Origin of the sequence: Anatilimnocola floriformis, from assembly GCF_024256385.1 — a bacterium.
Classification (GTDB): domain Bacteria; phylum Planctomycetota; class Planctomycetia; order Pirellulales; family Pirellulaceae; genus Anatilimnocola; species Anatilimnocola floriformis.
The window spans coordinates 4,132,588-4,154,801 of record NZ_JAMLFW010000001.1 but is presented as its reverse complement, the minus strand read 5'-3'; the positions used below and the strand labels follow the sequence as shown (position 1 = coordinate 4,154,801).

At 59.0% G+C, this 22,214-nt stretch carries 19 protein-coding genes and 1 tRNA gene; 18 read left to right on the top strand and 2 right to left on the bottom strand.

Annotated features, from left to right (window positions below; genetic code table 11):
- Positions 1-85: 85 nt before the first annotated feature.
- From hemL to M9Q49_RS15935, 10 genes are all read left to right on the top strand, one after another.
- A complete protein-coding gene (hemL, locus tag M9Q49_RS15980; protein ID WP_254509801.1) occupies positions 86-1,375 on the top strand; it encodes a glutamate-1-semialdehyde 2,1-aminomutase in 1,290 nt (429 codons plus the stop codon).
- Positions 1,376-1,379: 4 nt separating this feature from the next.
- Positions 1,380-1,619: a hypothetical protein gene (locus M9Q49_RS15975; RefSeq protein ID WP_254509800.1), complete on the top strand. Its 240-nt coding sequence runs from the start codon at positions 1,380-1,382 to the stop codon at positions 1,617-1,619.
- Between the two features lie 42 nt (positions 1,620-1,661).
- Entirely contained in the window at positions 1,662-2,129 is a 468-nt protein-coding gene (locus tag M9Q49_RS15970) for a hypothetical protein (protein ID WP_254509799.1), read from the top strand.
- A gap of 27 nt (positions 2,130-2,156) precedes the next feature.
- Positions 2,157-3,239, top strand: a complete 1,083-nt coding sequence (locus M9Q49_RS15965; protein ID WP_254509798.1) for an Mrp/NBP35 family ATP-binding protein — start codon at positions 2,157-2,159, stop codon at positions 3,237-3,239.
- Between the two features lie 105 nt (positions 3,240-3,344).
- Positions 3,345-5,852, top strand: a complete 2,508-nt coding sequence (locus M9Q49_RS15960) for a DUF1592 domain-containing protein (RefSeq protein WP_254509797.1) — start codon at positions 3,345-3,347, stop codon at positions 5,850-5,852.
- A 20-nt stretch (positions 5,853-5,872) separates the two neighbouring features.
- The gene (locus M9Q49_RS15955; RefSeq protein WP_254509796.1) at positions 5,873-7,180 is read left to right on the top strand and encodes a DUF1552 domain-containing protein; all 1,308 of its coding nucleotides are present in this window, start codon (positions 5,873-5,875) and stop codon (positions 7,178-7,180) included.
- A complete protein-coding gene (locus M9Q49_RS15950) occupies positions 7,177-8,220 on the top strand; it encodes a formylglycine-generating enzyme family protein (protein ID WP_254509795.1) in 1,044 nt (347 codons plus the stop codon). The genes M9Q49_RS15955 and M9Q49_RS15950 overlap by 4 nt, the downstream gene beginning before the upstream one ends.
- Positions 8,217-8,732 carry a peptide chain release factor-like protein gene (locus M9Q49_RS15945; RefSeq protein ID WP_254509794.1) on the top strand — a complete coding sequence of 172 codons (516 nt, stop codon included), beginning with the start codon at positions 8,217-8,219 and terminating at the stop codon, positions 8,730-8,732. Before M9Q49_RS15950 ends, M9Q49_RS15945 begins: the two co-directional genes overlap by 4 nt.
- 12 nt (positions 8,733-8,744) lie before the next feature.
- On the top strand, positions 8,745-9,326 hold the full coding sequence (locus M9Q49_RS15940; protein ID WP_254509793.1) for a class I SAM-dependent methyltransferase: 582 nt from the start codon (positions 8,745-8,747) through the stop codon (positions 9,324-9,326).
- Between the two features lie 84 nt (positions 9,327-9,410).
- Positions 9,411-11,165 (top strand): acyl-CoA dehydrogenase family protein, encoded by a 1,755-nt coding sequence (locus M9Q49_RS15935; protein ID WP_254509792.1) that lies wholly within the window; start codon positions 9,411-9,413, stop codon positions 11,163-11,165.
- Positions 11,166-11,245: 80 nt separating this feature from the next.
- Here the strand turns inward: M9Q49_RS15935 and M9Q49_RS15930 are convergent, their stop codons facing one another.
- Positions 11,246-13,225 (bottom strand): c-type cytochrome domain-containing protein, encoded by a 1,980-nt coding sequence (locus tag M9Q49_RS15930; protein WP_254509791.1) that lies wholly within the window; start codon positions 13,223-13,225, stop codon positions 11,246-11,248.
- Between the two features lie 284 nt (positions 13,226-13,509).
- Between M9Q49_RS15930 and M9Q49_RS15925 the strand changes: the two genes are divergently transcribed.
- Positions 13,510-14,337 (top strand): ThuA domain-containing protein, encoded by an 828-nt coding sequence (locus M9Q49_RS15925; RefSeq protein ID WP_254509790.1) that lies wholly within the window; start codon positions 13,510-13,512, stop codon positions 14,335-14,337.
- Between the two features lie 45 nt (positions 14,338-14,382).
- The gene (locus M9Q49_RS15920) at positions 14,383-14,682 is read left to right on the top strand and encodes a hypothetical protein (protein ID WP_254509789.1); all 300 of its coding nucleotides are present in this window, start codon (positions 14,383-14,385) and stop codon (positions 14,680-14,682) included.
- Between the two features lie 19 nt (positions 14,683-14,701).
- On the opposite strand, the gene M9Q49_RS15915 is transcribed toward M9Q49_RS15920, so the two are convergent.
- Positions 14,702-17,257: a S8 family serine peptidase gene (locus M9Q49_RS15915; protein WP_254509788.1), complete on the bottom strand. Its 2,556-nt coding sequence runs from the start codon at positions 17,255-17,257 to the stop codon at positions 14,702-14,704.
- A gap of 510 nt (positions 17,258-17,767) precedes the next feature.
- Here M9Q49_RS15915 and M9Q49_RS15910 point away from each other — a divergent pair.
- The 6 genes from M9Q49_RS15910 (at position 17,768) to M9Q49_RS15885 (ending at position 22,130) form a co-directional block, all read left to right on the top strand.
- Complete coding sequence (locus M9Q49_RS15910; RefSeq protein ID WP_254509787.1) at positions 17,768-18,325, top strand: hypothetical protein; 558 nt, start codon at positions 17,768-17,770, stop codon at positions 18,323-18,325.
- Positions 18,326-18,478: 153 nt separating this feature from the next.
- Positions 18,479-18,552, top strand: a tRNA-Met gene (locus M9Q49_RS15905).
- Between the two features lie 77 nt (positions 18,553-18,629).
- Entirely contained in the window at positions 18,630-19,100 is a 471-nt protein-coding gene (locus M9Q49_RS15900; RefSeq protein WP_254509786.1) for a hypothetical protein, read from the top strand.
- 130 nt (positions 19,101-19,230) lie between these two features.
- Positions 19,231-20,592 (top strand): sulfatase, encoded by a 1,362-nt coding sequence (locus M9Q49_RS15895; RefSeq protein ID WP_261365062.1) that lies wholly within the window; start codon positions 19,231-19,233, stop codon positions 20,590-20,592.
- Between the two features lie 62 nt (positions 20,593-20,654).
- Positions 20,655-21,143: a GNAT family N-acetyltransferase gene (locus tag M9Q49_RS15890; protein WP_254509784.1), complete on the top strand. Its 489-nt coding sequence runs from the start codon at positions 20,655-20,657 to the stop codon at positions 21,141-21,143.
- Between the two features lie 360 nt (positions 21,144-21,503).
- Positions 21,504-22,130 carry a response regulator transcription factor gene (locus tag M9Q49_RS15885; protein WP_254509783.1) on the top strand — a complete coding sequence of 209 codons (627 nt, stop codon included), beginning with the start codon at positions 21,504-21,506 and terminating at the stop codon, positions 22,128-22,130.
- Positions 22,131-22,214 lie beyond the last annotated feature (84 nt).

The following is a 22,214-nucleotide window of genomic DNA, read 5'->3' as shown; positions in this document are numbered from 1 at the left end:
GAACCTCGCCACCTTCAAGTGCCGCCCCAAATCGGCGAAACTGTATCCTTCCTTCCGCATTCAGCCTTCTAACTTCTGCCCTCCCATGCAACGCCCTAAATCACATGCGATTTTCTCCCGCGCCAAGGAACTCATGCCTGGCGGCGTGAACAGTCCTGCGCGGGCCTTTGGCGGCGTCGGCGGTGAGCCGGTGGTTTTTGAGCGGGCGGCCGGCGCGTACTTGTTCGACGTCGATGGCAATCAATACATCGACTACATCGGTTCCTGGGGACCGATGATTCTCGGCCATCAGCATCCGCAAGTCGTCGCTGCCGTGCGCGAAGCGATTGAGAAAGCGTTCAGTTTCGGTGCGCCATCGCCGGGCGAGAACGAACTGTGCGAACTCATCTGCCAACTCGTACCGTCGATCGAAATGGTTCGCCTGGTGAGCAGCGGCACCGAAGCGACGATGAGCGCCATCCGTCTAGCCCGCGGCTACACGGGCCGCGATCGAATCATCAAGTTTGCTGGGAACTACCACGGCCATGTCGATAGCCTGCTCGTCGCTGCGGGAAGCTCGGCAGCGACACTCGGCGTGCCGAACTCGCCCGGTGTGACGGCTGGCACAACGCAAGACACAATTGTCTGCCGATACAACGATGTGGCCAATCTGGAAGAAGTTTTCACCGAGCACGGTTCGACGATTGCGGGTGTCATCTTCGAGCCGATTGTCGGGAATATGGGAACCGTCGTTCCCACACCGGACTTTTTGCAGACGCTGCGCGAACTAACTTGGAAGCACGGCGCGCTGCTGATTTGTGATGAAGTGATGACGGGCTTTCGCGTCTCGGCCGGCGGCGCGCAGCAACTACTCGACATCACGCCCGATATCACCACGCTGGGCAAAATTGTCGGCGGCGGCATGCCGATTGGCGCGTACGGCGGCCGCAAGGAGATCATGGAACACATTCTGCCGGCAGGCAAAGTTTTCCAGGCTGGCACGCTCAGCGGCAATCCGGTCGCAACCGCCGCGGGCATTGCCACATTGAAACTTCTGCGTGATCAGCCGCCCTATGAAAAACTCGATCAACTCGGCAAGCTGCTGGGCGATGGCTTGCTCGCCGCCGCCCACGAGGCCAAAATTCCCGCCACGCTGACCCGCGTCGGCAGCATGCTCACGCTGTTTTTCAACGACATGCAGCCGACCGATTGGGACGGCGCAAGCAAGAGCGATACCACCCGCTTTGCCCGCTACTTCTGGGGCTTGCTCAACCGCGGCGTGTACATGCCCTGCAGCCAATACGAAGCACTCTTTGTTTCTGCGGCCCATACCGAGGCGGATATTCAGCAGACAATCGACACGGCGAAGGAAGTGCTGGCGGGATTCGGGGCATAAGGCGATGACTGAATCCGAAGTGACCCAAGCTGCCCAGGCTTTAATTGAGAGTGGCTTGGCAAGAAGCAATGCAGTTGACGACTGGACTTATCAACTTGCTGCGCCTCGCCGTGATCGGCACCGACCACACGAATGGAATGTCGTTGTGCAGTGGTTCAACGAGAGCGGTAATCCGCTAGATGGTCCGGAAATCGTAATTGTCAACGATGATACCCGCAAAGCACGGCACTTCGGAGATGAATAGTGCCCGTTGTGAAAAACGCCCTTGCTTTCTACGATTAACCGCATGCCTCCCCGCCTGATTATCTGCGAACGCACGCCGCGCTGGCTCGCCGCGTGGCGGCGTGCGCTGCCGGCGGCAAGTTGGAATTGGCTGACTTCGGCGCTGTCGCTGACTCAATGCGAACAATTGCTGCGAGAACATCCGGGCTCGGTCGCCGCCGTGAGTGTTTCGGCAGAGAACTTCGCAGTTGCTCTCGCCACGCTCCATCGCTGGCAGAATGAATTGCCGCAAGTACGAACGCTCGCACTTTGTAGCGCAGATATCAGCCGCCAACCAACGGCAGTCGCGCTGCTGCAGGAAGCCGGTGTGCTGTTGGCTATTGACCGGACTCAACAATTGCCTGCCGCGGCTCGTCTCGTTCGCCGACATTTGCGCCGGCAGGCAGCGATTCAACTGCCGCTGCCTGACGCTGTTTGGCAACGTTTGCCTTGGCCGCGCCTGGCTCTAAATGCTTCACCTGTAATCAACTAACTGTTCGGATTTGTTTAGGAAAATCGGATGACTGATGTATCGCTGGCGGCCGTCGAAAAAGTGCTTGCCGAATTCAAAGACCCTGAAACCGGACGAAGCGTGACGCAAACGCAGCAAGTGCATGACATAAATCTAGCCGGCGAAAAACTGTCGCTTACGTTGGCCCTCACCACGCATTCGGCACCAATCAAGAACGAAATTCGCGATCGCCTGGCTGAATTGCTGCGCCGCCGCTTTCCGTCGCTCTACGATATCGAAATCAAACTCGCCACGCACGATCGCGCTCCAGTGAAGATCGGCCAGATCGGCCTGACTTGCAAAAGCGTGATTGCTGTCGGCTCGGGCAAAGGCGGCGTTGGCAAAAGCACGGTTGCTTCGACGATCGCGCTCGGCTTGAAGCGGGCTGGATGCAAAGTAGGCCTGATGGATGCCGACGTCTACGGCCCGAGTATTCCGCAACTCCTCGGCCTGGCTTCCGCCGACAAACCCGGCGTTACCAACGGCAAGATTCAGCCGGTGCAATTTCAAGGAATGCCCGTCATGTCGATGGGCTTTCTCGTGCCGCCCGGCGAAGCCGTCGTGTGGCGCGGGCCGATGCTGCACGGAGCCATCACACAGTTCCTTCGCGACACCGCTTGGGGTGATCTCGATTATTTGATCATCGACATGCCGCCCGGCACCGGCGACATCGCACTTACGCTCTCGCAAATGCTGCCGCTCAGCGGCGCGGTCGTCGTTTGCACGCCGCAGCAGGTCGCTCTGATCGACGCGGTGAAAGCGATCGCCATGTTCCGCAAAGTGAATATCCCGCTCCTCGGCATGGTCGAGAACATGAGCGGTTTCATCTGCCCCGACACCGGCAAACGGTACGACATATTCGGCAGCGGCGGTGCTCGTCGCGCAGCCGAAGAATTGAAAGTGCCGTTCCTCGGCGAAGTGCCGCTGAACATGCAGATTCGCATTAACGGCGACGAAGGGCTGACCCTCGGCAACTTCGACGATCCGATCGTTGGGCCGTATTTGGAAAAGATCGTCGCCACCATGGTCCGTAACATTGCCGACAGCACCATGGCCAAACCGCCGGGCATGTCGCTGCCGATGCTGGGTTAAGCTCGCCACGCGCCGCTAGCTGGGCTAAACTCTAGGCTTGATAGATTCCCGTGGGAGTGCCGGCTGCTGCCGGCGCTCCAGGCAGCTAACTCTGGGTTCGGCCTGATGCGCGCGATCGTTTACTCCTGCCTGTTCTTGGCCACGATTTGCTCGCCGGCGCTCGCCGAGCCCGCGCCGGATTTTCTGCAGCAGTTTCTTAAGTCGCACTGCGTGGCCTGTCACGGGCCTGAGAAGCAGGAAGGGAAACTGCGGCTCGACACGCTATCGACCGATTTCACGCAAGGCGATGCCGCCCGGCAGTGGATTGAAGTGATGGATCAGCTGAATCGGGGCGAAATGCCGCCGGACGAACGGCCTCGGCCTGCTGCTGCCGCGCAGCAAGAAGTGGTGAAGTGGATCGCTGCCGAACTGCGTGCCGCGGAACGAAAGTCGCGCAGTAGCGGCGGCCGCGTCGTACTACGGCGAATGAATCGCACCGAGTACGCGAATACCATTCGCGATTTGCTCGCTATCAACTTTCTCCCTGGCGAAAGCCCGCTCGATTTTCTGCCGCCCGACGGCCGAGCCGATGGCTTTGATAAAGGCTCGTCGGCGCTGCTGCTCGATCCATCGCTCCTCGACAAGTATTACGAAGTAGCTCAGCGAATCGCGGCCCAAGCCATCGTCAGCGGGCCGCCGGAGTTTGCTACGTATCGCAACCGCTTTGAGCTCGAAGACACTGCCAAGCGGGCTTCGATTCGCTACATGTGTGCTCAGCCGGGCTTTCAATGCCGCGAGCACGATGTCGTCGTTATGGAAGGTGGCACGCGGTCGTTCGATGACTTGATTTATCCCGGCACCAAGGTGAATGGCAGCCGCGGCCGGCGGATTCCCATCAAAGGAATGTATGCGGTTCGCGTGCGCGCTGCCGCCGATCGGGCCGGCAAGGACGAACCGGTCACGATGCAGGTCATCCGCGAAGGTGGCGGCGAAGGCGTGCTGCTCGAGACTGTTGTCGATGCTCCTGAAAGCGATCCGAAGGTCTACGAAGTGATCATGCCGCTCGGCATCGATGGCGGCGAGTTCTCAGTCCGCATCGGCAAGCCGACGCGTTTCCGCGGCTACAGCCAAGCCTATGGTCACATGGAACGAGCGATCGAAAAAGCAGGCAACGAGCAGAACTTCGCCGAGATCATGCGGATCCGCGGCCGGATGCTGGCCGAAGGAATTGTTTCTGGCAGCATGCCCAACCCTGACGTGCTCGATCTGACGAAGGTCCCCAAGCTGTTTATTGATTGGATCGAAATCGAAGGGCCGCTGTACGAACAATGGCCGCCGAAGAGTCACGAGATCGTGCTCGGTCACGAGCCAGACGCGGCGCAAGATATCGCGCGAGTGCGAACGGTTTTTACAAACTTTCTCCCTCGCGCGTTCCGCCGCCCAGTGACTGCTGAAGAAGTGGAGCCCTTCGTCAAACTCGTGCAGCAAGAGTTGGAATCGAAAACAGCCTGGGAAGAAGCGATCCGCGTCGGTCTCGCCGCGGTTCTCACTTCGCCGAAGTTCATCTATTTGTTCGAGCCGAGTAGCGAGTCGCGGCGCGAGCTCACTGACCATGAACTGGCTTGTCGTTTGTCGTATTTCCTCTGGTCGAGCATGCCGGATGACGAGTTATTTCAATTGGCTGCGGCCGGCAAGTTGCGAGATCCCAAAACGCTTGCCGCTGAAACCTCACGGCTGCTGAAACATAAAAACAGCCGAGCACTGGTCGCTGGCTTTGGCGCCCAGTGGTTGCGGACGGAAGAGTTCCGCAACTTCAAGCCGGACGAAAAACTCTACGCGGCCTACAGCGAAAAGCTCGGCGCCGCGATGGTGCAGCAGTCTCTATCGTTCTTCGAACATGTGCTGCGTAATGATTTGCCGGTTGCGAATTTTCTCGATAGCGACTTCACGCTGCTCAATGAACGGCTAGCAACTTTTTATGGCATTGCTGATGTCAAAGGTGAAGACTTCCGCGCCGTGAAACTCCCTGCTGATTCGCGGCGCGGCGGCTTGCTCGGCCAGGCCGGCGTGATGCTGCGCGGCAGCGATGGGAATCGGACGAAACCGGTTACCCGCGGCGTGTATGTGCGCGAAGTGCTGTTCAATGATCCGCCCGATCCGCCGCCGCCGAATGTCGGAGAAATCGAACCTAATATTCAGGGCAAGAACCTGACCGTCCGCGAACGGCTGCTGCAGCATCAGCAGATCGAGGCCTGTGCGGCCTGCCATCGCGGTATCGATCCGTATGGCCTCGCGCTCGAAAACTTCAATGTCATCGGCCAATGGCGCGAAGAGCAGGACGGCGAAAATTTTCGCAACAGCCGACTAAAGCCGAAGATCGACGCCAGCGGGAAGCTGCCCAACGGCGAATCGTTTGCGAACTTCACGGAGTTCAAGAATCTGCTTAAGCAGCAACATCCTCGCTTCCGTCAGGCCTTGGCGGAAAAGCTCCTCAGCTATGCGCTCGGTCGGCCCGTGGAACCGCTCGATCGACCAACAATCGATCACATGACAGCCGCTGCAACCACGAGCGATGATTCGCTTCGCAGTTTGATCCAAGCCCTGGTGACCAGCGAATCCTTTCGCACCAAGTAGTTCATTTAATCGAGAACACGATGCCAACACCTCTTTCTCGTCGAACGCTCCTTCGTGGCGCTGGCGCACTGATGGCGCTCCCCTATCTCGACGCGATGCTGCCTGCCTCTGCTCGCGCAGCTGCTGCGGCTACGCCGCCGGCGCGGATGGGCATGTTTTATTTCGGCACCGGCATGAACATGCGGCAGTTCACGCCCGAAACTGAAGGAAAGGATTTCGAGCTCACGCGGATCCTCAAGCCGCTCGAGGCCCATCGCGGCCATTTCACGGTGCTCTCGGGAACATATCTCGAAAAGGGTGGCGGTCACGATGGCGCTTATCCATTCGCCACCAGTATTGCGAAGGACCAGAAGCAGAGCATTTCGCCCGATCAAGTGGCTGCCGAAGTGCTAGGGCGTGACACGCGATACTCTTCGCTGCAGATGTCGGTCAAACGCGGCACCGGTTTCGGTGAACAACCGCTCGCCACCATCGCCTGGAACCGCCAGGGCGTGCCGCTGGCCGCCGAAAATGATCCGCATGTATTGTTCACTCGTCTATTTCAGCCCGATACCGAACAGCAGAAGTCGCAGCAGTCGACCGAGTTCCGCCGTCGTCGTAGTGTGCTCGATCTAGTGCGCGAAGATGCCAACAAGCTGTCGCGTCAGGTTGGCACGGCCGATCGCGATCGACTCGATCAGTATTTCAATTCGGTGCGCGAACTCGAACAGCAACTCGCGCGACGAGTCGAATGGTCGACCAAAGGCAAACCCTCGCCCGATCCAGATGGCTTGCGCGACTACAGCAAAAACATGACGCCCGAGGGTGTGCCGGGCTTTTTCTACGACACCTATGCCAAGCTGATGTACGACCTGATCGCTCTCGCGCTGCAGACCGATTCGACGCGGGTGGTGACCTATGTGGTGCGCACCGAACTTGCTGGCGGCGTGTATCCGGAGTTTGGCGTGTCGAAGGACTATCACGCGTTGACGCATCACGGCAACGATCCGCAGAACCTCGAGGAACTCGCCAAGGTCGACACGATCTATATGAATCACTGGGCCTATTTCCTAGGCAAGCTCCGCAGCATCAAGGAAGGGGATCAAACCCTGCTAGATCGCACGGTGCTTGGATTTTCCAGCGGCATGGGGATCGGCCATAGCAAGGATTTGCTGCCGACCGTCATCTCTGGCGGCAGCGGACTCGGCATCGCGCATCAGGGGCATCTCAAGCTCGACAAGACGCCGCTCAGCAGCGTCTGGCACACGATGATCGATCGCGTCGGCGCGTCGCCCGCGGGACAATTCCAAGACAGCACGGGCGTGATCAAAAAGTTGATTTCAGCATGAAAACGCTCGCGGCACTTAGTTTGTTATTTCTCGTGGCTAACGTGAGCTTCGCCGCCGAGCCGTTGCCGCGCGCGACAAACTCGCTCGGCATGACGCTGATTGAAATACCCGCCGGTGAATTCAATCGCGGCATGACCGATGACCAGAAGTTGCGGCTGAATCACCCCAACACGCTGGAACAGGGCGCCGATCTGATCGACGAACGGCCAGCCCATCAGGTGCGCATCAGCAAACCATTTTGGATTGCCACACAGGAAGTAACGGTCGGGCAATTCCGCAAGTTTGTCGAAGAAACGAAGTATCAGACGTCGGCCGAGAAGAACGGTCGTGGCGCGCTGGTCTTCAACCCTGCCGAGAAAGATGGCGTGGCTCGCTTTGTGCAAAAAAGCGATGCGAATTGGAAGAATCCCGGCTTCGCTCAAACCGACGATCATCCGGTAACTTGCGTTAGCTGGCAGGATGCGACGGCATTTTGCGATTGGTTGAGCAAGCAGGAGAAGACGACATACCGGCTGCCGACCGAAGCCGAGTGGGAGTACGCGGCCCGCGCTGGCAACGACACTATCTACGTTGGTGGCGACACGCCGGCCTCGGTTTACGCCTATGGCAACATCGGCGATGCGACTCTCGAAGCGGCCCACCCCGGCGTCGTGAAACGGCAGCACCTGACAGTCACACCCGAGGAGCAAACCGATGGCGTGGTCTATACGGCACCGGTCGGCAAGTTCAAACCGAACGCCTGGGGGCTCTTCGATACGCACGGCAACGTTTGGGAATGGTGCTCCGACCGTTACGCCGATCGATACTATCAGGAGTTGCAGAAAGCAGCCCGCGATCCCCGCACGGGAAGAATGGTGGTCACCGTCGATCCGCAGGGCCCCGAGACCACGCCGCAACACAAGTTCGGCGACTGGCGTTCGATGCGGGGCGGCTGTTGGTACACCGGGCCGATGGCGAGTCGCAGCGCGTCGCGAGCCTACGGCGAAGCCGGCGATGCTTTTTGTTACGCCGGTTTTCGCGTCGCGCGAGCCTCGCCGTGAACGGCACGTTTCCGGTTCATCCAGCCGCGCTTACGGAAGATCAACTGCTCAACCAGTGTAGCTTTCAAACGACGCGCCGTAGCGGTCCGGGTGGACAGCACCGCAACAAAGTCGAGACCGCCGTCGTCGTCACGCATCAACCCACTGGCCTGCGCGCCGAAGCCAGCGAACGACGCAGCCAAGCCCAGAATCGCACGATGGCGATCTTTCGGCTGCGACTGGAGTTGGCAATTCATGTCCGCTCGGCATTGGCAGGAGAAGGATCGAGCGAACTTTGGCAAAGTCGCACAGGAAATCGAAAGCTGAGTGTGAGCGCCGAGCACGACGATTTTCCCGCGTTGCTCGCCGAAGCGCTCGATCGCGTCGCGGCTTTGGAGTTCGATTTATCGACGTCAGCCGAACAGCTAAATGTCTCGACGACGCAACTCGCTCGCTTTCTGCAACAATCGCCGGAAGCTTGGAAACGGGTCAATGACGAGCGGCGAGCGCGAAACCTGCGTCCGCTCCGCTGAGGAGAAAATTGCATGTCGGCCGAAGATCGCGAGAAGTGGAATCAGAAATACAGCGATCCCGATTTCGCACCGCGAAAGCCTTCGCCGGTATTGCTGAATCTCGCCGAGTGGCTGCCACCTCAGCGCGGCCGAGCGCTCGATCTGGCCGGTGGTTGCGGCAGGCATTCGATCTGGCTCGCACAGCAAGGCTTTGATGTGACGCTCGCCGATGTTTCGGCGGTTGGCCTGCAAGTTGCGCAACAACGCGCGCGGGCGGTCGGTGTTACGCTCAAGCCACTCGAGCATGACCTGGAACTGCAAGGTCTGCCGGTGGGGCCGTGGGACCTAATCGTTTCGATTTGCTTCCTTTGGCGACCAACTCCGCAGCTGCTCCGCGACTCACTCCGTCCGCAAGGTGTCTTGATGATGATTCAACCCACGACCATCAATTTGACCAGGCATGACAAGCCGCCGCGCGACTTTTTGCTGCAGCCAGGCGAGATTCAGGCCATGGCTGACGATTGTGCCGGCGCGAGTTTAAGCGTTTGTCATGTTTCCGAAGGCTGGTCGATTGACGATCGGCACGATGCGGTGCTCGTGGTCAGGCGGGAGTGACTTTGGCGGGCTCGCCCGTATGATGATAGCAGGCAATGACGCATCCTCTTCCCGACATCATTGACGCTCAGCAAGGATCGCACCATGAATCCCGCGGACCGTGAAAAGCAGATGAAGCAAGCCGAGGAAATTCTCGGCGACAAGTCCAAGGAAATCGGCTTCGCCAAACGGTTGTTCTTCGGCGAGTTCCAGCGCGAGGCGCTGCTCCCCTATCCGATCCACGAGCATGATTCGCGCGTCGAGCCGCTGCTCGATGAACTCAAAACTTTTTGCCGCACGCAGATCGATCCGGTCGCCATCGATCGCAATGCCGAGATTCCGCAGAGCGTGATCGATGGCCTCGGGCGGCTCGGTATTCTCGGCGCCTGTTTGCCGCAAAGTGCTGGCGGACTCGCCTTGACGCAGTCGAGTTACTGTCGCGTGCTGGAGATTCTCGGCGGCCACTGCGGCAGCACCGCGCTGTTTGTGAACGCTCATCATTCGATCGGTCCGCGAGCGCTCGTGCTATTTGGAAATGATGCGCAGCGGGCCAAGTACTTGCCGCAGCTCGCGACGGGCGAATGGATCAGCGCCTTCGCACTCACGGAGCCGCAGGCTGGCAGCGACGCAGCCAATGTGCAGTCGACGGCCACGCCGACTGCCGATGGCAAATCGTTTGTGATCAACGGTGAGAAACGCTGGATCACCAACGGCGGAATCGCGAGCGTGCTGACCGTGATGGCCCGCACGCCAGATCCCAAAGGGGGCGATTCAAAGATAACGGCCTTTGTGGTCACTCCCGACATGCCCGGCTTTAGCGTCGTCGAAAAGCGAATGCCGAAGATGGGTGTGCGCGGCACCGCGACGAGCCGGTTGGCCTTCAAAGATCTCGTCGTGCCGCGGGAAAATGTGCTGGGGCAACTAGGCAAAGGCCTCCGCGTCGCGCTGACGGTGCTCGACTTCGGCCGGACGACGTTTGGGGCCAGTTGCACGGGCGCGGCAAAGTTCTGCGTGGCCGGTGCGCTGAAGCATGTAAAACAGCGAGTGCAATTTGGCGAACCGCTGGCTAACTTCGAATTGGTCAAGCAGAAGTTGGCCTTCATGCAGGCAGCAACGTTTGCGATGGAGAGCTGCACCTATCAGACGGCAGCCCTGATGGATTCAGGACACGGCGACTTCATGCTGGAAACGGCGATGCTCAAGGTCTTCGCCACCGAACTTCTGTGGACGCTGCTGAACGACACGTTTCAGCTACACGGTGGCCTGGCCTATTTCACCGATCAGCCGTGGGAGCGGATGGTTCGCGATGCCCGCATCAACACCATTGGCGAAGGGGCCAATGATGTGCTCCGCGGGTTCAGCGCACTTGTAGGCATGCGCGACGTGGGCCTGGAACTCGAAAGCATTCTGAACGCGATCTATCATCCGCTGGGCAAGGTCACCAAGCTCGCGCGCTTCGGCGGCCGCAAGTTGGGGGCGATGTTCGCCTCGCCAGCGGTGCCGGTGCGAAGTGCCGAGCTCGAACCCGATGCTGCAGCGCTCAGCGTGCAGATCGCCGCGCTGAGTAAGAATGTCGAACGGCTGTTGATCGCTCACCAGAAAGAAATCGTTGACCGCCAATACCTGCTCGCGCGGATCGCCGATGCGGCAACCGACATTTACGCCAGTAGTTGCGTCCTCAATCGCCTCGACTATCTGATCCGCGAGCATCACGGCGACGAAGCCGATCTGCGGATGCAACTCGAAACGGGCCGCTACTGGCTCACGCTTTCTCGCCGCCGCGTGAACGGTTGGTTCGAGAGCCTGTGGGACAACGACGACGCGGCGACTACGAGCCTCGCCCGGCGGATGTTGAAGTAGCCCCTGCTAAAAAAACTGGACGAACCTTTTGGCTCGTCCAGTTTGGATTTTCAGAAGCAGCGCCAGAGCGATGCTCAGCTCTACTTGTCGTTTTTCTTCGGCACCGGTGCTGTTCGTGAAGGACCCGGCTTTGAGTTGGCGGCCTTGCGAACCCAGCCTTGAGTCACTGCTGCTGGGCTGCCACCATACACATCATTAAAGAGTTGGTTGAAGTCGCCACCCTTCCGCAGACCATCGACCAGGATCTGGAAACGGCGGGTATCGCCCATCAGGTGCTTCACATAGCTGTAGGCAGCGATGTCGGCCGCTTCTTGATCCATGTCATTGCCCAGGAACGAATCGCTGGCAGGCATCGAACTGACGACGGCAGGGATTGATTCATCCCAAGCTCGCACGCGAGGATCGTTGGCTGACAAGCGCGAAGCAACCACGCGGCCCGCTCCTTCCGCAAACCAGTGGGGCACATTCTTGCCGATCGAAGCCATGTAAGTGCCGGCCAATTGCTGCAGGATCATTCCCTGAATCGGGTAGTCCTGGGCGGTGCCCGGCCGCGGCACGGTAACGGCGGCATAAGCATCAACGGTGTCAAACATGAAGTGCCCGCGCCATTGTGCGGGGATCGTCCGCTTTTCCACCATCTTGCCGAATTCGCTGTAGCTGTAGCGGTCCTTGAAAATCAGCAGCGACAGGCGGCCCTTGATGAGCGGTTTGTCGGCGGGAGCCTTGAAGATATCCGCAACGCGCGGGGCCAGCCTTTCGGCCTGCTTGCCGATTTCGTCGAGCGTGCTGGTGCCGACGTTGCCCAGCATCAGGTAGTTCGTCGTTTCGCGACGCTCGGCCGAATCATTAGGCAACGTGAGGGCGAAGTGCTGCATCGCGAGCTTAGCTCGTTCGTTGCTCAATTCTTCGTGCGTGGAGTTGATCGCCTTGGTAACAGCCGCCAAACGGTCCATCGATTGCTTCGAATCCGGGCCGTCGAACTTCGCCCCTTCTTCGATCCACTTTTCAAACTTGGCGATCACCGCATTGTCGAGAGCCGGTTGATTCAGCGGCATCCGCTGACCATCGGCGGCGGTTCCCTTGAGCTTCTTGATCAGCAGGCTTTCGGCAGGCTTGCCGGGGAGAATGTTCTGGCCGGCATCACCACCCTTCAGCAGCCGTTCGAAGTTGCTGACGCTGAAGTTTTCGCGCGGCTGTTGCGTGCCGTGGCAACCCATGCAGGTCTCGGCCAAGATGGGAGCGAGTTCCTTCGAGAAGCTGACGGTCTCTTTGCCAGTCGCTTGCGCCACCACAGGCGCCTTGGCCGGCGTGGCAGCAGGGGCTGGCGTGCCAGCCGTGGTGAGCATCGTGATGTTGCTGGCCATGTCGGCGCCGTCGAACTTGGCCCCTTCGTTGATCCACTTGCGGAGGATTTCGATTTCGGGGGCGGGGATCTTCTGACCGTTTGGCGGCATTTCGGCGTCGTCGATCTTTTCCATCAAGACGCTGCCTTTGCCGTCACCCTTGAAAATTACGAGGCCGGCGGCCGAACCCTTCATCAGGGCGTTGTAGGTCGCCATCGAAAACATGCCGCTCGATTTGGTCACATGGCAGCCGCCGCAGCGAGCCGTGAGAATCGGCACGACTTGCTTGGTGAAACTCACTCCGCCACCCGCAGCAGGAGTGCCAGCCGGAGCTCCCGGACCAGCCTTGGGATCCTTCGGATCGGGCTTCATCGGCTTGGCGAGAGGCTTGAGCTCGGTGAGAGTCACCCCTTCGAGTTCAAGCAGCGAGTGGGCGTTCTGCAGCTTCTTGTGGATCGGGGCGAGCAGATTGATGACCTGTTCATCGCCCGATTCAGCGAGCTTTTCGATCCGCTGTTGCACTTCGGCAATGGCAGCGGCCGATTCTTTGAACTTGCTGTTTTGAAAGAGGTTGGCCGCTTTGGTCATCAGGGTGCTAATCGCCGTCACCTCGGCTCGCTGCTCTGCCGTGGGAGCGGCCTGCGCGTCGGCAATCCAGCCTGCCAACAGCAGACCGCAACCAACAACCAATCCGAAGAGCCAGCGGCAATTGGACATACAGCGATTTCCTTGGATTCTGTTCCGCACTGATCTGTTCCGACCGAAGGGCTGCGAGCGAAGGAGCCCACCCTCGTAGGGAGCTATCTTAGACTACGAACGCCCTGGCTGACAAATGACTTGCGCCTCGAGGACGATTTATTCTTCCCGCCGCGCACAGCGACTACGACCTGAACGCTTGGTCGGGAAAAAAGTACTCAGTCGCAGCCGCTGCGGTTCGTTCACGGAAGGGGCCGCAATCCACTAGAATGTGCCGGTCGCCATCCTCCTCGTGGAACTCTCCCATGTCGATTCGGGCCATCATCGGATTCTTATTCGCCGTTGCACTCTGGAGCGGATTGCAGCCAGCCGCAACCTCGGCAGTCGAGCCGCGGCGGTTGCTCCTCCTTTCGCAGGGGCCCGATGGTCATCCTGTGACGACCCACGAATACGTTGCCGGCCAGCAGATTCTCGCCCGGCTCCTGCGCGACGTTCCCGATCTCCTGATCACTCAAGTTAAAGCCGACGTCGATTGGAAGGACGGCCCTGCTGTTCTCGATAAGACCGACCACTGCGTGCTATTTGTCTCCGAGGGGGCGAAATGGGTGAACAGCGATCCCGCCCGCCGCGAAGCTTTCCGCCGACTCGCTGGGCGAAAGGGTGGCTTATCGGTTTTGCACTGGGGCATGGGAACCAAAGAAGCCGAAAACATTGATGTCTTTGTGCAACTCTTCGGTGCCTGCCACGGCGGGCCCGATCGCAAATACAAAGTGCTCGAAGCCCAGTGCACGCCGGCCAGCGATCATCCCGCCACGGCAGGAATGCAGCCGTTCAAGCAGAAGGACGAGTTCTACTACGCCTTCAAACAAGATCCCAATCAAGAACTGAAATCACTCCTTACCGCTCGCATCGACGACCGCGAAGAAATGATCGCCTGGGCCTGGCAACGCAAAGATGGCGGCCGTTCGTTTGGTTTTTCCGGCCTCCACTTTCACGCCAATTGGAAACAGCCTGAGTATCAACGACTCGTGGCTCAAAGCGTCCTCTGGACGACTCAGTTGCCACAGCCGAAAGAGTTCCCGGCGAAACTCACAGACGCCGATTTTCAGCTGCCTGATTCACCGAAAAAGTAAACCGTCACTTAGTCTCGTCGCGACGAGTTCACGTTAAGGAACACCATGGCCCATCATCACCACCATCACGATTGCGTCAACATCGCCTGGTTCAATGAAACCGAATGGCAGAAGTTGAAAGCCGTTGCTGCCGACGCTGATAAGCTCGCGAGCACGTACGACGAATGGACCGAGGACGTCGAAAAGCTCGAGCGGCAACTGCACGACAAGGGTGAACATGCCCACCGCATTCCGGTCGAGGTCGACACGCTCGCCCGCTGGTGCACCGCTCGCAAACGCCCCCTCAACGGCGAAGCCCGCGCCGATTACGCTGCGGCCATCGCCCGGCGTAGCAACTTGGGTTAACTCGCCCCGGTCGACGATGTTAGTTCGCCAACCGGCGGAACAGATAATCAACTGTCTTCACATCGGCTTTCACGGCTTGGCCGGCTCGCGCCTGGGCCAGTACATTGTCGATGTCAGAGAACTCGGTTCGATAACTGGCCGTTGTATACCGACCGACGCCGCGCCGGCCGTATAGCTCGTCATTGGTGCCGATGCCGCTGATTTCCACGGTGTCGGTGCCGCCGAGGCCGAAGAAGGATACCGTGGCCATGTTCTCAACGCGGAGATTCAACGAGTTGTTGGTCAATGTCCGCACACCCTGGCTAACGGTGAAGCGATCATTGCCGCTCGTGCCGCTCAGGCGGGCCATATCGGCGCCGCCGAGCGAAATAACAGTGACGTTGCTAATCCCTTGCACCCGCGTTTGATAACCAGTGCCTACCATCGACACGCCATTCGCGGTGGCTTCGAGAAAGTCGATGCCGGCGGTGTCGTACATCGTCACGCGGTCGCTACTATCGCCACGGATCATCGTTTGTTCGATCGCGCTCGTATTCAACGAGTACGTGTTGCCGAGTAGCTCAATGCTGCCGGGCCGAGCGGTGATCGTGTCGACACCGCTGCTTCCTTGCAACGTAATCGAGTCGCTACCCGCGCCACCTTGAATCTGCACTTGGCTGCTCGCGGCCAGTGTGTAGCTCACGCCGTTTACTTGAACTTGTTGCAGTGCGCCGGTGTGCGTCCAGCTGTAAACATCGTTCCCTGCAGTGCCGCCGATGGCCACTTGATTGCCAGTGACGGTTACCAGGTTGGTCACGCGAAAATCGACGTCGCGATTGATGCCTTTGGCGCGAACATAGAACACGGCGCCAGCCGTTGCCGATACATCGACCCGTTCCGCGTTCGTCAGGCCCGAGCTGCTGCCGACGAGCTGATTCTGCGCGTTGTAGACCTCGAGATCGACGTTGCCGAGCGCGTTGTTGAACAGCGCTTCGATCGTCAATGTGCCGGTTCGACCAGCCGTGATTTGGTAGTAGTTGCTCGCCGTGGCCAGATTCACATCGTTGATGCGATTGCTGGCCGCCGTTCCCCAGTTGGCGTTCACAGCTGGCGGCTGCGGCGTGGAGGGAGGATTCGGATTCGTAGGCGGGTTCGGATTCGTAGGTGGATTGGGTGTAGTCGGCGGCGGGGGAGTTTCGGTCGCAGTCAGACGAGCATCAATGACGAACTTCCCGATGCCGTCGCTCGTGCCGAGCCCGATGCGATAGCTCTGCCCGGCGACGACGGTCATCGTCACCTGGTTGCCATTCACGGTGCCGCCGTCTGGAGTTTGCCATTTTCCTGCGAGGTTGCCGCTCACGTTCATCGTGAACGTCACTTGGCCTGAAGCAGCCGCCGTGAAGCGGAAGAAATCGCTGTCTTGCAGTTGACCGATCGTGCCGCTCACGGTGATTGATGTCGTCAGGGTGCCGACATTCGTGGCCTCTGCAGCCGTCGAGCCAAAGTCATCGGCGCCGACGAGCTTGTCGAGCGCGTTTTGCAAATTCAGTCGGCTGTAGTTGGCATTGGTCACCGAATCGTAAACGGTATCGGCGGTGTTCTTCAGCCAGTCGTAGAGCATGTCCTCCGTGATGTTCGTGCGGCCCATCGCCGTCATCGCTTCACGCAACAACACACTCGCGCCGGCTACGTACGGCGCAGCCATGCTCGTGCCGCTCGTCGCGCCGAAGTCATTCTTCACGCCATCGCTGCCATAAAAATGGTCGGGCAGCGTGCTTTGAATCTTTTCGCCCGGCGCAGCCAGAACGCGATCGCTCCGCTGGCTGAACGAGCTGAATTGGCCAGCGCTATTCACGCTCGCGACCGGCACGACATATTCGCTCGCGGCCGGATAACTCAAGCCGGCTGCTTTGTAAGTAGCAAAAGAATTTCCCGCGGCGACGGCGATGAAGATGCCATCCTGCTCTAGCTGCCGAAACTCATCTTCCAGAATCGCCCAGTCGGGCAGATTGCTGCTGTTCCACGAAGTACCGAGCGACAGGTTGACCGTGGTAATCGGATTCGCAAACGCATTGCGATTGTTGTGAACCCACTGCAGGGCTTTTTCGACTTGCTCAAGCGTGCCGTTACCGTTGTCATCGAAGACGCGAAGCGCCACGAGATCGACATCGGGCGCGACGCCGGTGTACTTCTTATCGGTGCTGCCGATGATGCCGGAGACATGCGTGCCGTGAAAACCAGCCGGGCCGTCATCATAAGGGTCGGCATCGTTCTCGGCGAAATCCCAACCGCCGACCACTTTATAGGCAGCGCCCAAGCCGCCGCCGAGCGCAACGTGATCGTAGGCAATGCCGCTGTCGATGACGGCCACGGTTTGACCATCGCCGCGCAGACCGTAGGCATTGCGCGCGTAGGCAATCTCCGACCAGCCGTGACCTTCGGCCGTCGAAACCGGACTCGCCGCCATCGTTTCGATGGGAGTATCGTTCCACTCATTGGCCATTTCCGACAGCGCTTGCGCGGTCATGGCCAGGCGGTCTTCAAACGATTCAAACGCAACCCTGCGGTCCGCAGGCGTCAACTCGGGACGCTTCATTACTCTGTCGCTCGCGCCGAAAATGGTTTTCCGGCCGGGAGATCGCGACGCAGACAGTCGTCGTCTGCTAGCGAGACAGCAAGGCGCGCGATTGTTCGCAGCGGCGGGGGCCGCGCGACGCATCACGCAGGGAGATGCTGTCTTCCCGGAACCGGGCACGAGGGGTGAAAAGTTCGTAGCAGCTGCGTCCCAGCGGCTGTCGCAAAACTATAGGTCAGGTTCCTACGTGGTTATGCTGTGGCGAGTGCGGACAACTCAGGTCCGCGGCCTTGATGCTTTTTGGCAACGCCCCTGCAGGTGATACCGTCCCTCAGGTTTGACTGCTGGCACGGCGCAACTGGCCGCCTAATCGTTACAGTTTGAAAATCCGCGAATCGAATTGCGGGTGATAGCGAGAGGCTGCGGGCGGATGTCCAGTAAGTGAATTCCAAGCCCCACTGCTGACGATACGAACATCACGCTGCGTATCCGCAGCGAAATCAGTCTCTTCTGCCGCAAAGGAATGCGACGTTGAGCGCCGGCGCCATTATCCGCAGTACTTGGCTTCTTTACTTCTCCCAGCCCGCGAACGATCGCGCGCTGTACAAAGTCGTTAAAGGCCGCAGCATCCGCAGCGTCCTCGAATTCGGCGTGGGAGATGGCACACGGACCAAGAACCTCCTCGAGGTCATCAGCTGGCAGCAGGAAAACCTGCCGCTGCGCTATATGGGCATCGATCAATTCGAAGCCCGACCAAAGGGACAGAAAGGCCTGACCTTCAAGCAAGCCTTTGCCGAGATCCGCGCGCCGGAAGTTACGGTGCAGCTCATTCCCGGCCTGCCGTACGACGCGCTACTCCGCTGCAACAACGTGCTGGCCGAAACCGACCTGATTGTGATCGCCGCCGATCAACAGCCAGCTGATTTCGAACGGGCCTGGAAGTTCATTACCCGGACGGTGCACGAGAAAACGCTGATTCTGCGTGAACAGCCCGCCGGCGCCGGCAAAACCGTTTTCCAAACGCTGCCCGTCGCCGAAGTCCACCGCTTGGCCCGCGAAAGTGGCCGGACAATGCGTCGCGCTGCCTAATTCCCGTAGGACTGGACCATTGGTCCGTCCAAGAAGCGGGTACTGCAGCACCTGAGCGGACCAATGGTCCGCCCTACCGATCAAAACTTTCGATTTCAGCCTGCAGTCCCCTCGACGAATGGCCGAAACATGATAGACTTGCCTATCTACTAACGCGGGGTGGAGCAGCCCGGTAGCTCGCGAGGCTCATAACCTCGAGGTCGTCGGTTCAAATCCGGCCCCCGCAACTGACAGAAAAAGGCCGGTGTCTCAGGACGCCGGCCTTTTTTCGTTGCCCGTCGTCAGCAACTGGTGGCCTACGAACATGAGCTACGTCCTCGAAGCCATCGGCGTCCCGGCCGGTATCTCGTTGCCGACGGACAACGAGGACGGCGAAATCACCTTCGAGCTATTTTCCCTGAGCGGCGTGAATCTGCTCGCGCGCACCGGCGGCCGAGTGGTTTTCTCACCGCGGATGTTGGAGATCGCTAAGCGTCTCTCCCTTCAACACGGTGCTGCTATGCTAATCCGCTGGGACGATCGCGTCGGCATGCGCCAGGCCGTGGTATATCAGCAAGGCGCAATCACCCGCGAGTTCGGCGAAGACGACGAGATCTACGTGGCGATCGCCGACGCCGGTCTGCCAGGTCGGCGGTACACAACAGCAGAGGTCGATCAGCTCGACCCCGATGAAGTCGAAGTAGAACGGCTGGTCGATGCCATTGGTGCAGCCTGCCGCTCGACCGATTGGTGCCCTGAAAATTCAATTCGGGATTTCATTCGTAAGCAGCGATAATTGGCCTGCGAATGCAATGGTGCTTCAGCCGTTATGTCTACAGAAAAAGTGAGGCCATCACTTGAACCGCCGCGTCACAATAGTCACGATCAGGAGCCCATCGGTGACTACAGTTTCCTAGAGATGACGGATGCGAGATCGCCTTTTATTTGCGCTGGCTTGCTTTCTGAATGTGGCGTGCGCTCACGCCGCAGATCGCCCTCACATCATCTGCATCATGGCAGACGACTTGGGCTGGATGGATTTGCACTGCCAGGGAAACGACGTGCTGCAGACGCCGCAGCTCGATAATCTGGCGAAACAGGGAGTGCGGTTCACGAACGCCTATGCCGCAGCGCCGGTTTGTTCGCCGACGCGGGCCGCGCTCATCACGGGTCTGACGCCGGCGCGGCTGCACATCACGCAGCATGGCGCCGATGGAAAGCAGTTTTGGCCCGCAGATCGCCGCGTGCAACCGCCGACCACCAAAGCGGAGCTAGCGCACGAAACCACGACGCTGGCGGAACGGCTCCGTGCGGCTGGCTACGCCACGGGCTTCTTCGGCAAGTGGCATCTCGGTGACGATCCAAAATTCTGGCCAAAGGAGCATGGCTTTGATGTAAACCTCGGCGGTTGCGGGCTAGGCGGACCGCCCACGTATTTCGATCCGTATCGCATTCCCACGTTGCCGCCGCGCAAGACCGGAGAGTATTTGTGCGACCGACTGGCAGACGAAACGGTTGCGTTCATGCGACGCGAGAAAGACCGACCGATGTTCGTCTGCTTATGGACTTACAATCCACACTACCCGTTCGAGGCGCCTGACGAACTCGTCGCGCATTTCAAGGGTCGAGAAGGGCCCGGATTGAAAAATCCGATCTATGGCGGACAGATCGCCGCAGTCGACCGGGCCGTTGGCCGCGTGCTGGACGAACTAAAAACTCTCGGGATCGCTGAGCAGACGCTGGTGATGTTTACCAGCGACAACGGTGGCTGGACCGGCGCGACCGACAACCGTCCCCTGCGCGGCGGCAAAGGTGATTTGTACGAAGGCGGCCTGCGCGTCCCGCTCATCGTGCGCTGGCCCGGCGTGAACACAAAAGGAGCCGTCGACAACACCCCCGTCGTCAGCATGGACCTGACGGCGACGATGCTTGATGCAGCGGGAGTGCCCCTCGCGAAAGACGAACAGCTCGATGGCGAATCGCTGCGAACGCTATTCAGGGGTGGAAAGTTGCAGCGTGATGCCTTGTACTTCCACTATCCGCATTTTGCCTTTCATAAAGCCAATCGTCCCGGCAGTGCGATTCGTTGGGGGCAATACAAGCTCGTTCTTCGCTACGACGACAATTCAGTCGAGCTTTTCGAGCTGGAAAATGACCTGGGTGAAACGAAAGATCTCGCTGCAGCCAAACCGGATATCGCTCGAAAGCTTAAAGACCGCCTGTTGAACTGGCTGGCGGAGACAAAAGCTGGCCTACCGACTGCCGTGCGAAACAGCGACGAAAAGTAGCCTTGAAACGCAGAGTGCGGCGTTCCCAAATGGTGCACTGACTTCAGTTGCATGTTGAGCTCATGACCATCTCTCTCCGTGACTACGCCCCGAACGACTGGGACGCAATCTGTCAGATCCACGACGTGGCCAGGGTTCAAGAATTGACAGCGGGGAACGTTGATCCGCGCGCTTTTAAACCGATGACGGAAGCGGCCGAAGGTGACGAGTTCTTTATATCGCAAACCGTGGTCGCCTATTATGACAATCGCGTTATTGGTTTTATTTCGTGGAATGGCGCGTATATTACTTGGCTGTATGTAGAACCTGCGGACCAAGGGCGTGGCGTAGGGCGAGCACTGCTCGAGCACGCGCTCCGTTGCATCGGTGCCGAAGCATGGACGAACATGCTCGGCGGCAACGAGCGTGCTCTGCGACTCTATCGCACGGCTGGCTTCGATGTCGTCTGGACTCGCGACAGAACTTGCGAAGGCTATCTATGCCAAGCCCTGCGCCTGGCGCTGCCGGGTAGCCACATGCGGGATCCCCAAGCGAGAAGAATTGGCGGCTAAATGCCACAAAAACGCAGTTCGCAGCAGCAACCACATGGCTCATCGTGAGTTCGGCGACATTGCGGCAATTTGTGGCCTCGCGCGCGTATTTTTCTTGCGCTCGATGGTGACCGCATTATGTCACTCATTGCTTTTTCGAAGAGCATTTACGAGCTCTCGTCGAAGCGACAGTTGTTGAACCAACCTTGACACTTTCACGTCACGCTCTGGCGTTTTTGCGTACATCGATTGCGGATTCTCAAGATAACACCCCTCATTGGGCGTTATTAATAATACGAGCAGGCAATTGCTGGCGTACTCGCGCATCATTAATATTCAACAGTATTGGGAGTCCGCATCGTGTACTTAATGGCTCCGCAGATGACTACTGCTCAATCCCACCTATTGATTGTCAGCGCGAACTCGCTTCTTCATCATTCGCTCGGCGAAATCGGCAACGAGCTCGCTTGGGGCTGCGACCACTTTCGTAGTGGCCAGGAATTTCTGGCGAACTACCAACCGCGGCAAGACAACTGCCTGCTCGTCGATCTCGATCTGCGTGAGATGAGCGGTATTGAACTGCTGCAAAATATCCGCCAGCGCGCCTGGTCGATTCCCGCTCTGGTCACGCAGGCCTGGCCAGCGACGAGCCTAGTGGTAGAGGCCATGAATGAGCGGGCTGGCGGCTTTTTAGATCAGCCGTTTTCGCCGCAATCGGTACAACATGCGGTAAATCAACTGTTCGCACGGATGGGGCCGGTGCGGGTGCTGTTGGGCGAGCGAACTACTCGCCTGATGACGCTGACCGATCGGGAGCGCGAGGTTCTGGATCAAATCCTGTCGGCAGCGACGACGCAGTCGATCGCCAACCGTCTGCACATCAGCCCCAAGACCGTGGAAAAACATCGGCTGAATGTGATGGCCAAGCTGCATGTAGCCAGCATCTCTGAGCTGTTCAAGCTCTGGCTTGATTGCACGAACCCAGGCAATTGGTCGTCTAATAATTAATTATCGCGCATGTAATAACATCTGCGAATGCAGTCATAGCAATTATTGACTATTAATCCTCGTGCCGCCGGCGCTGGGAGATTT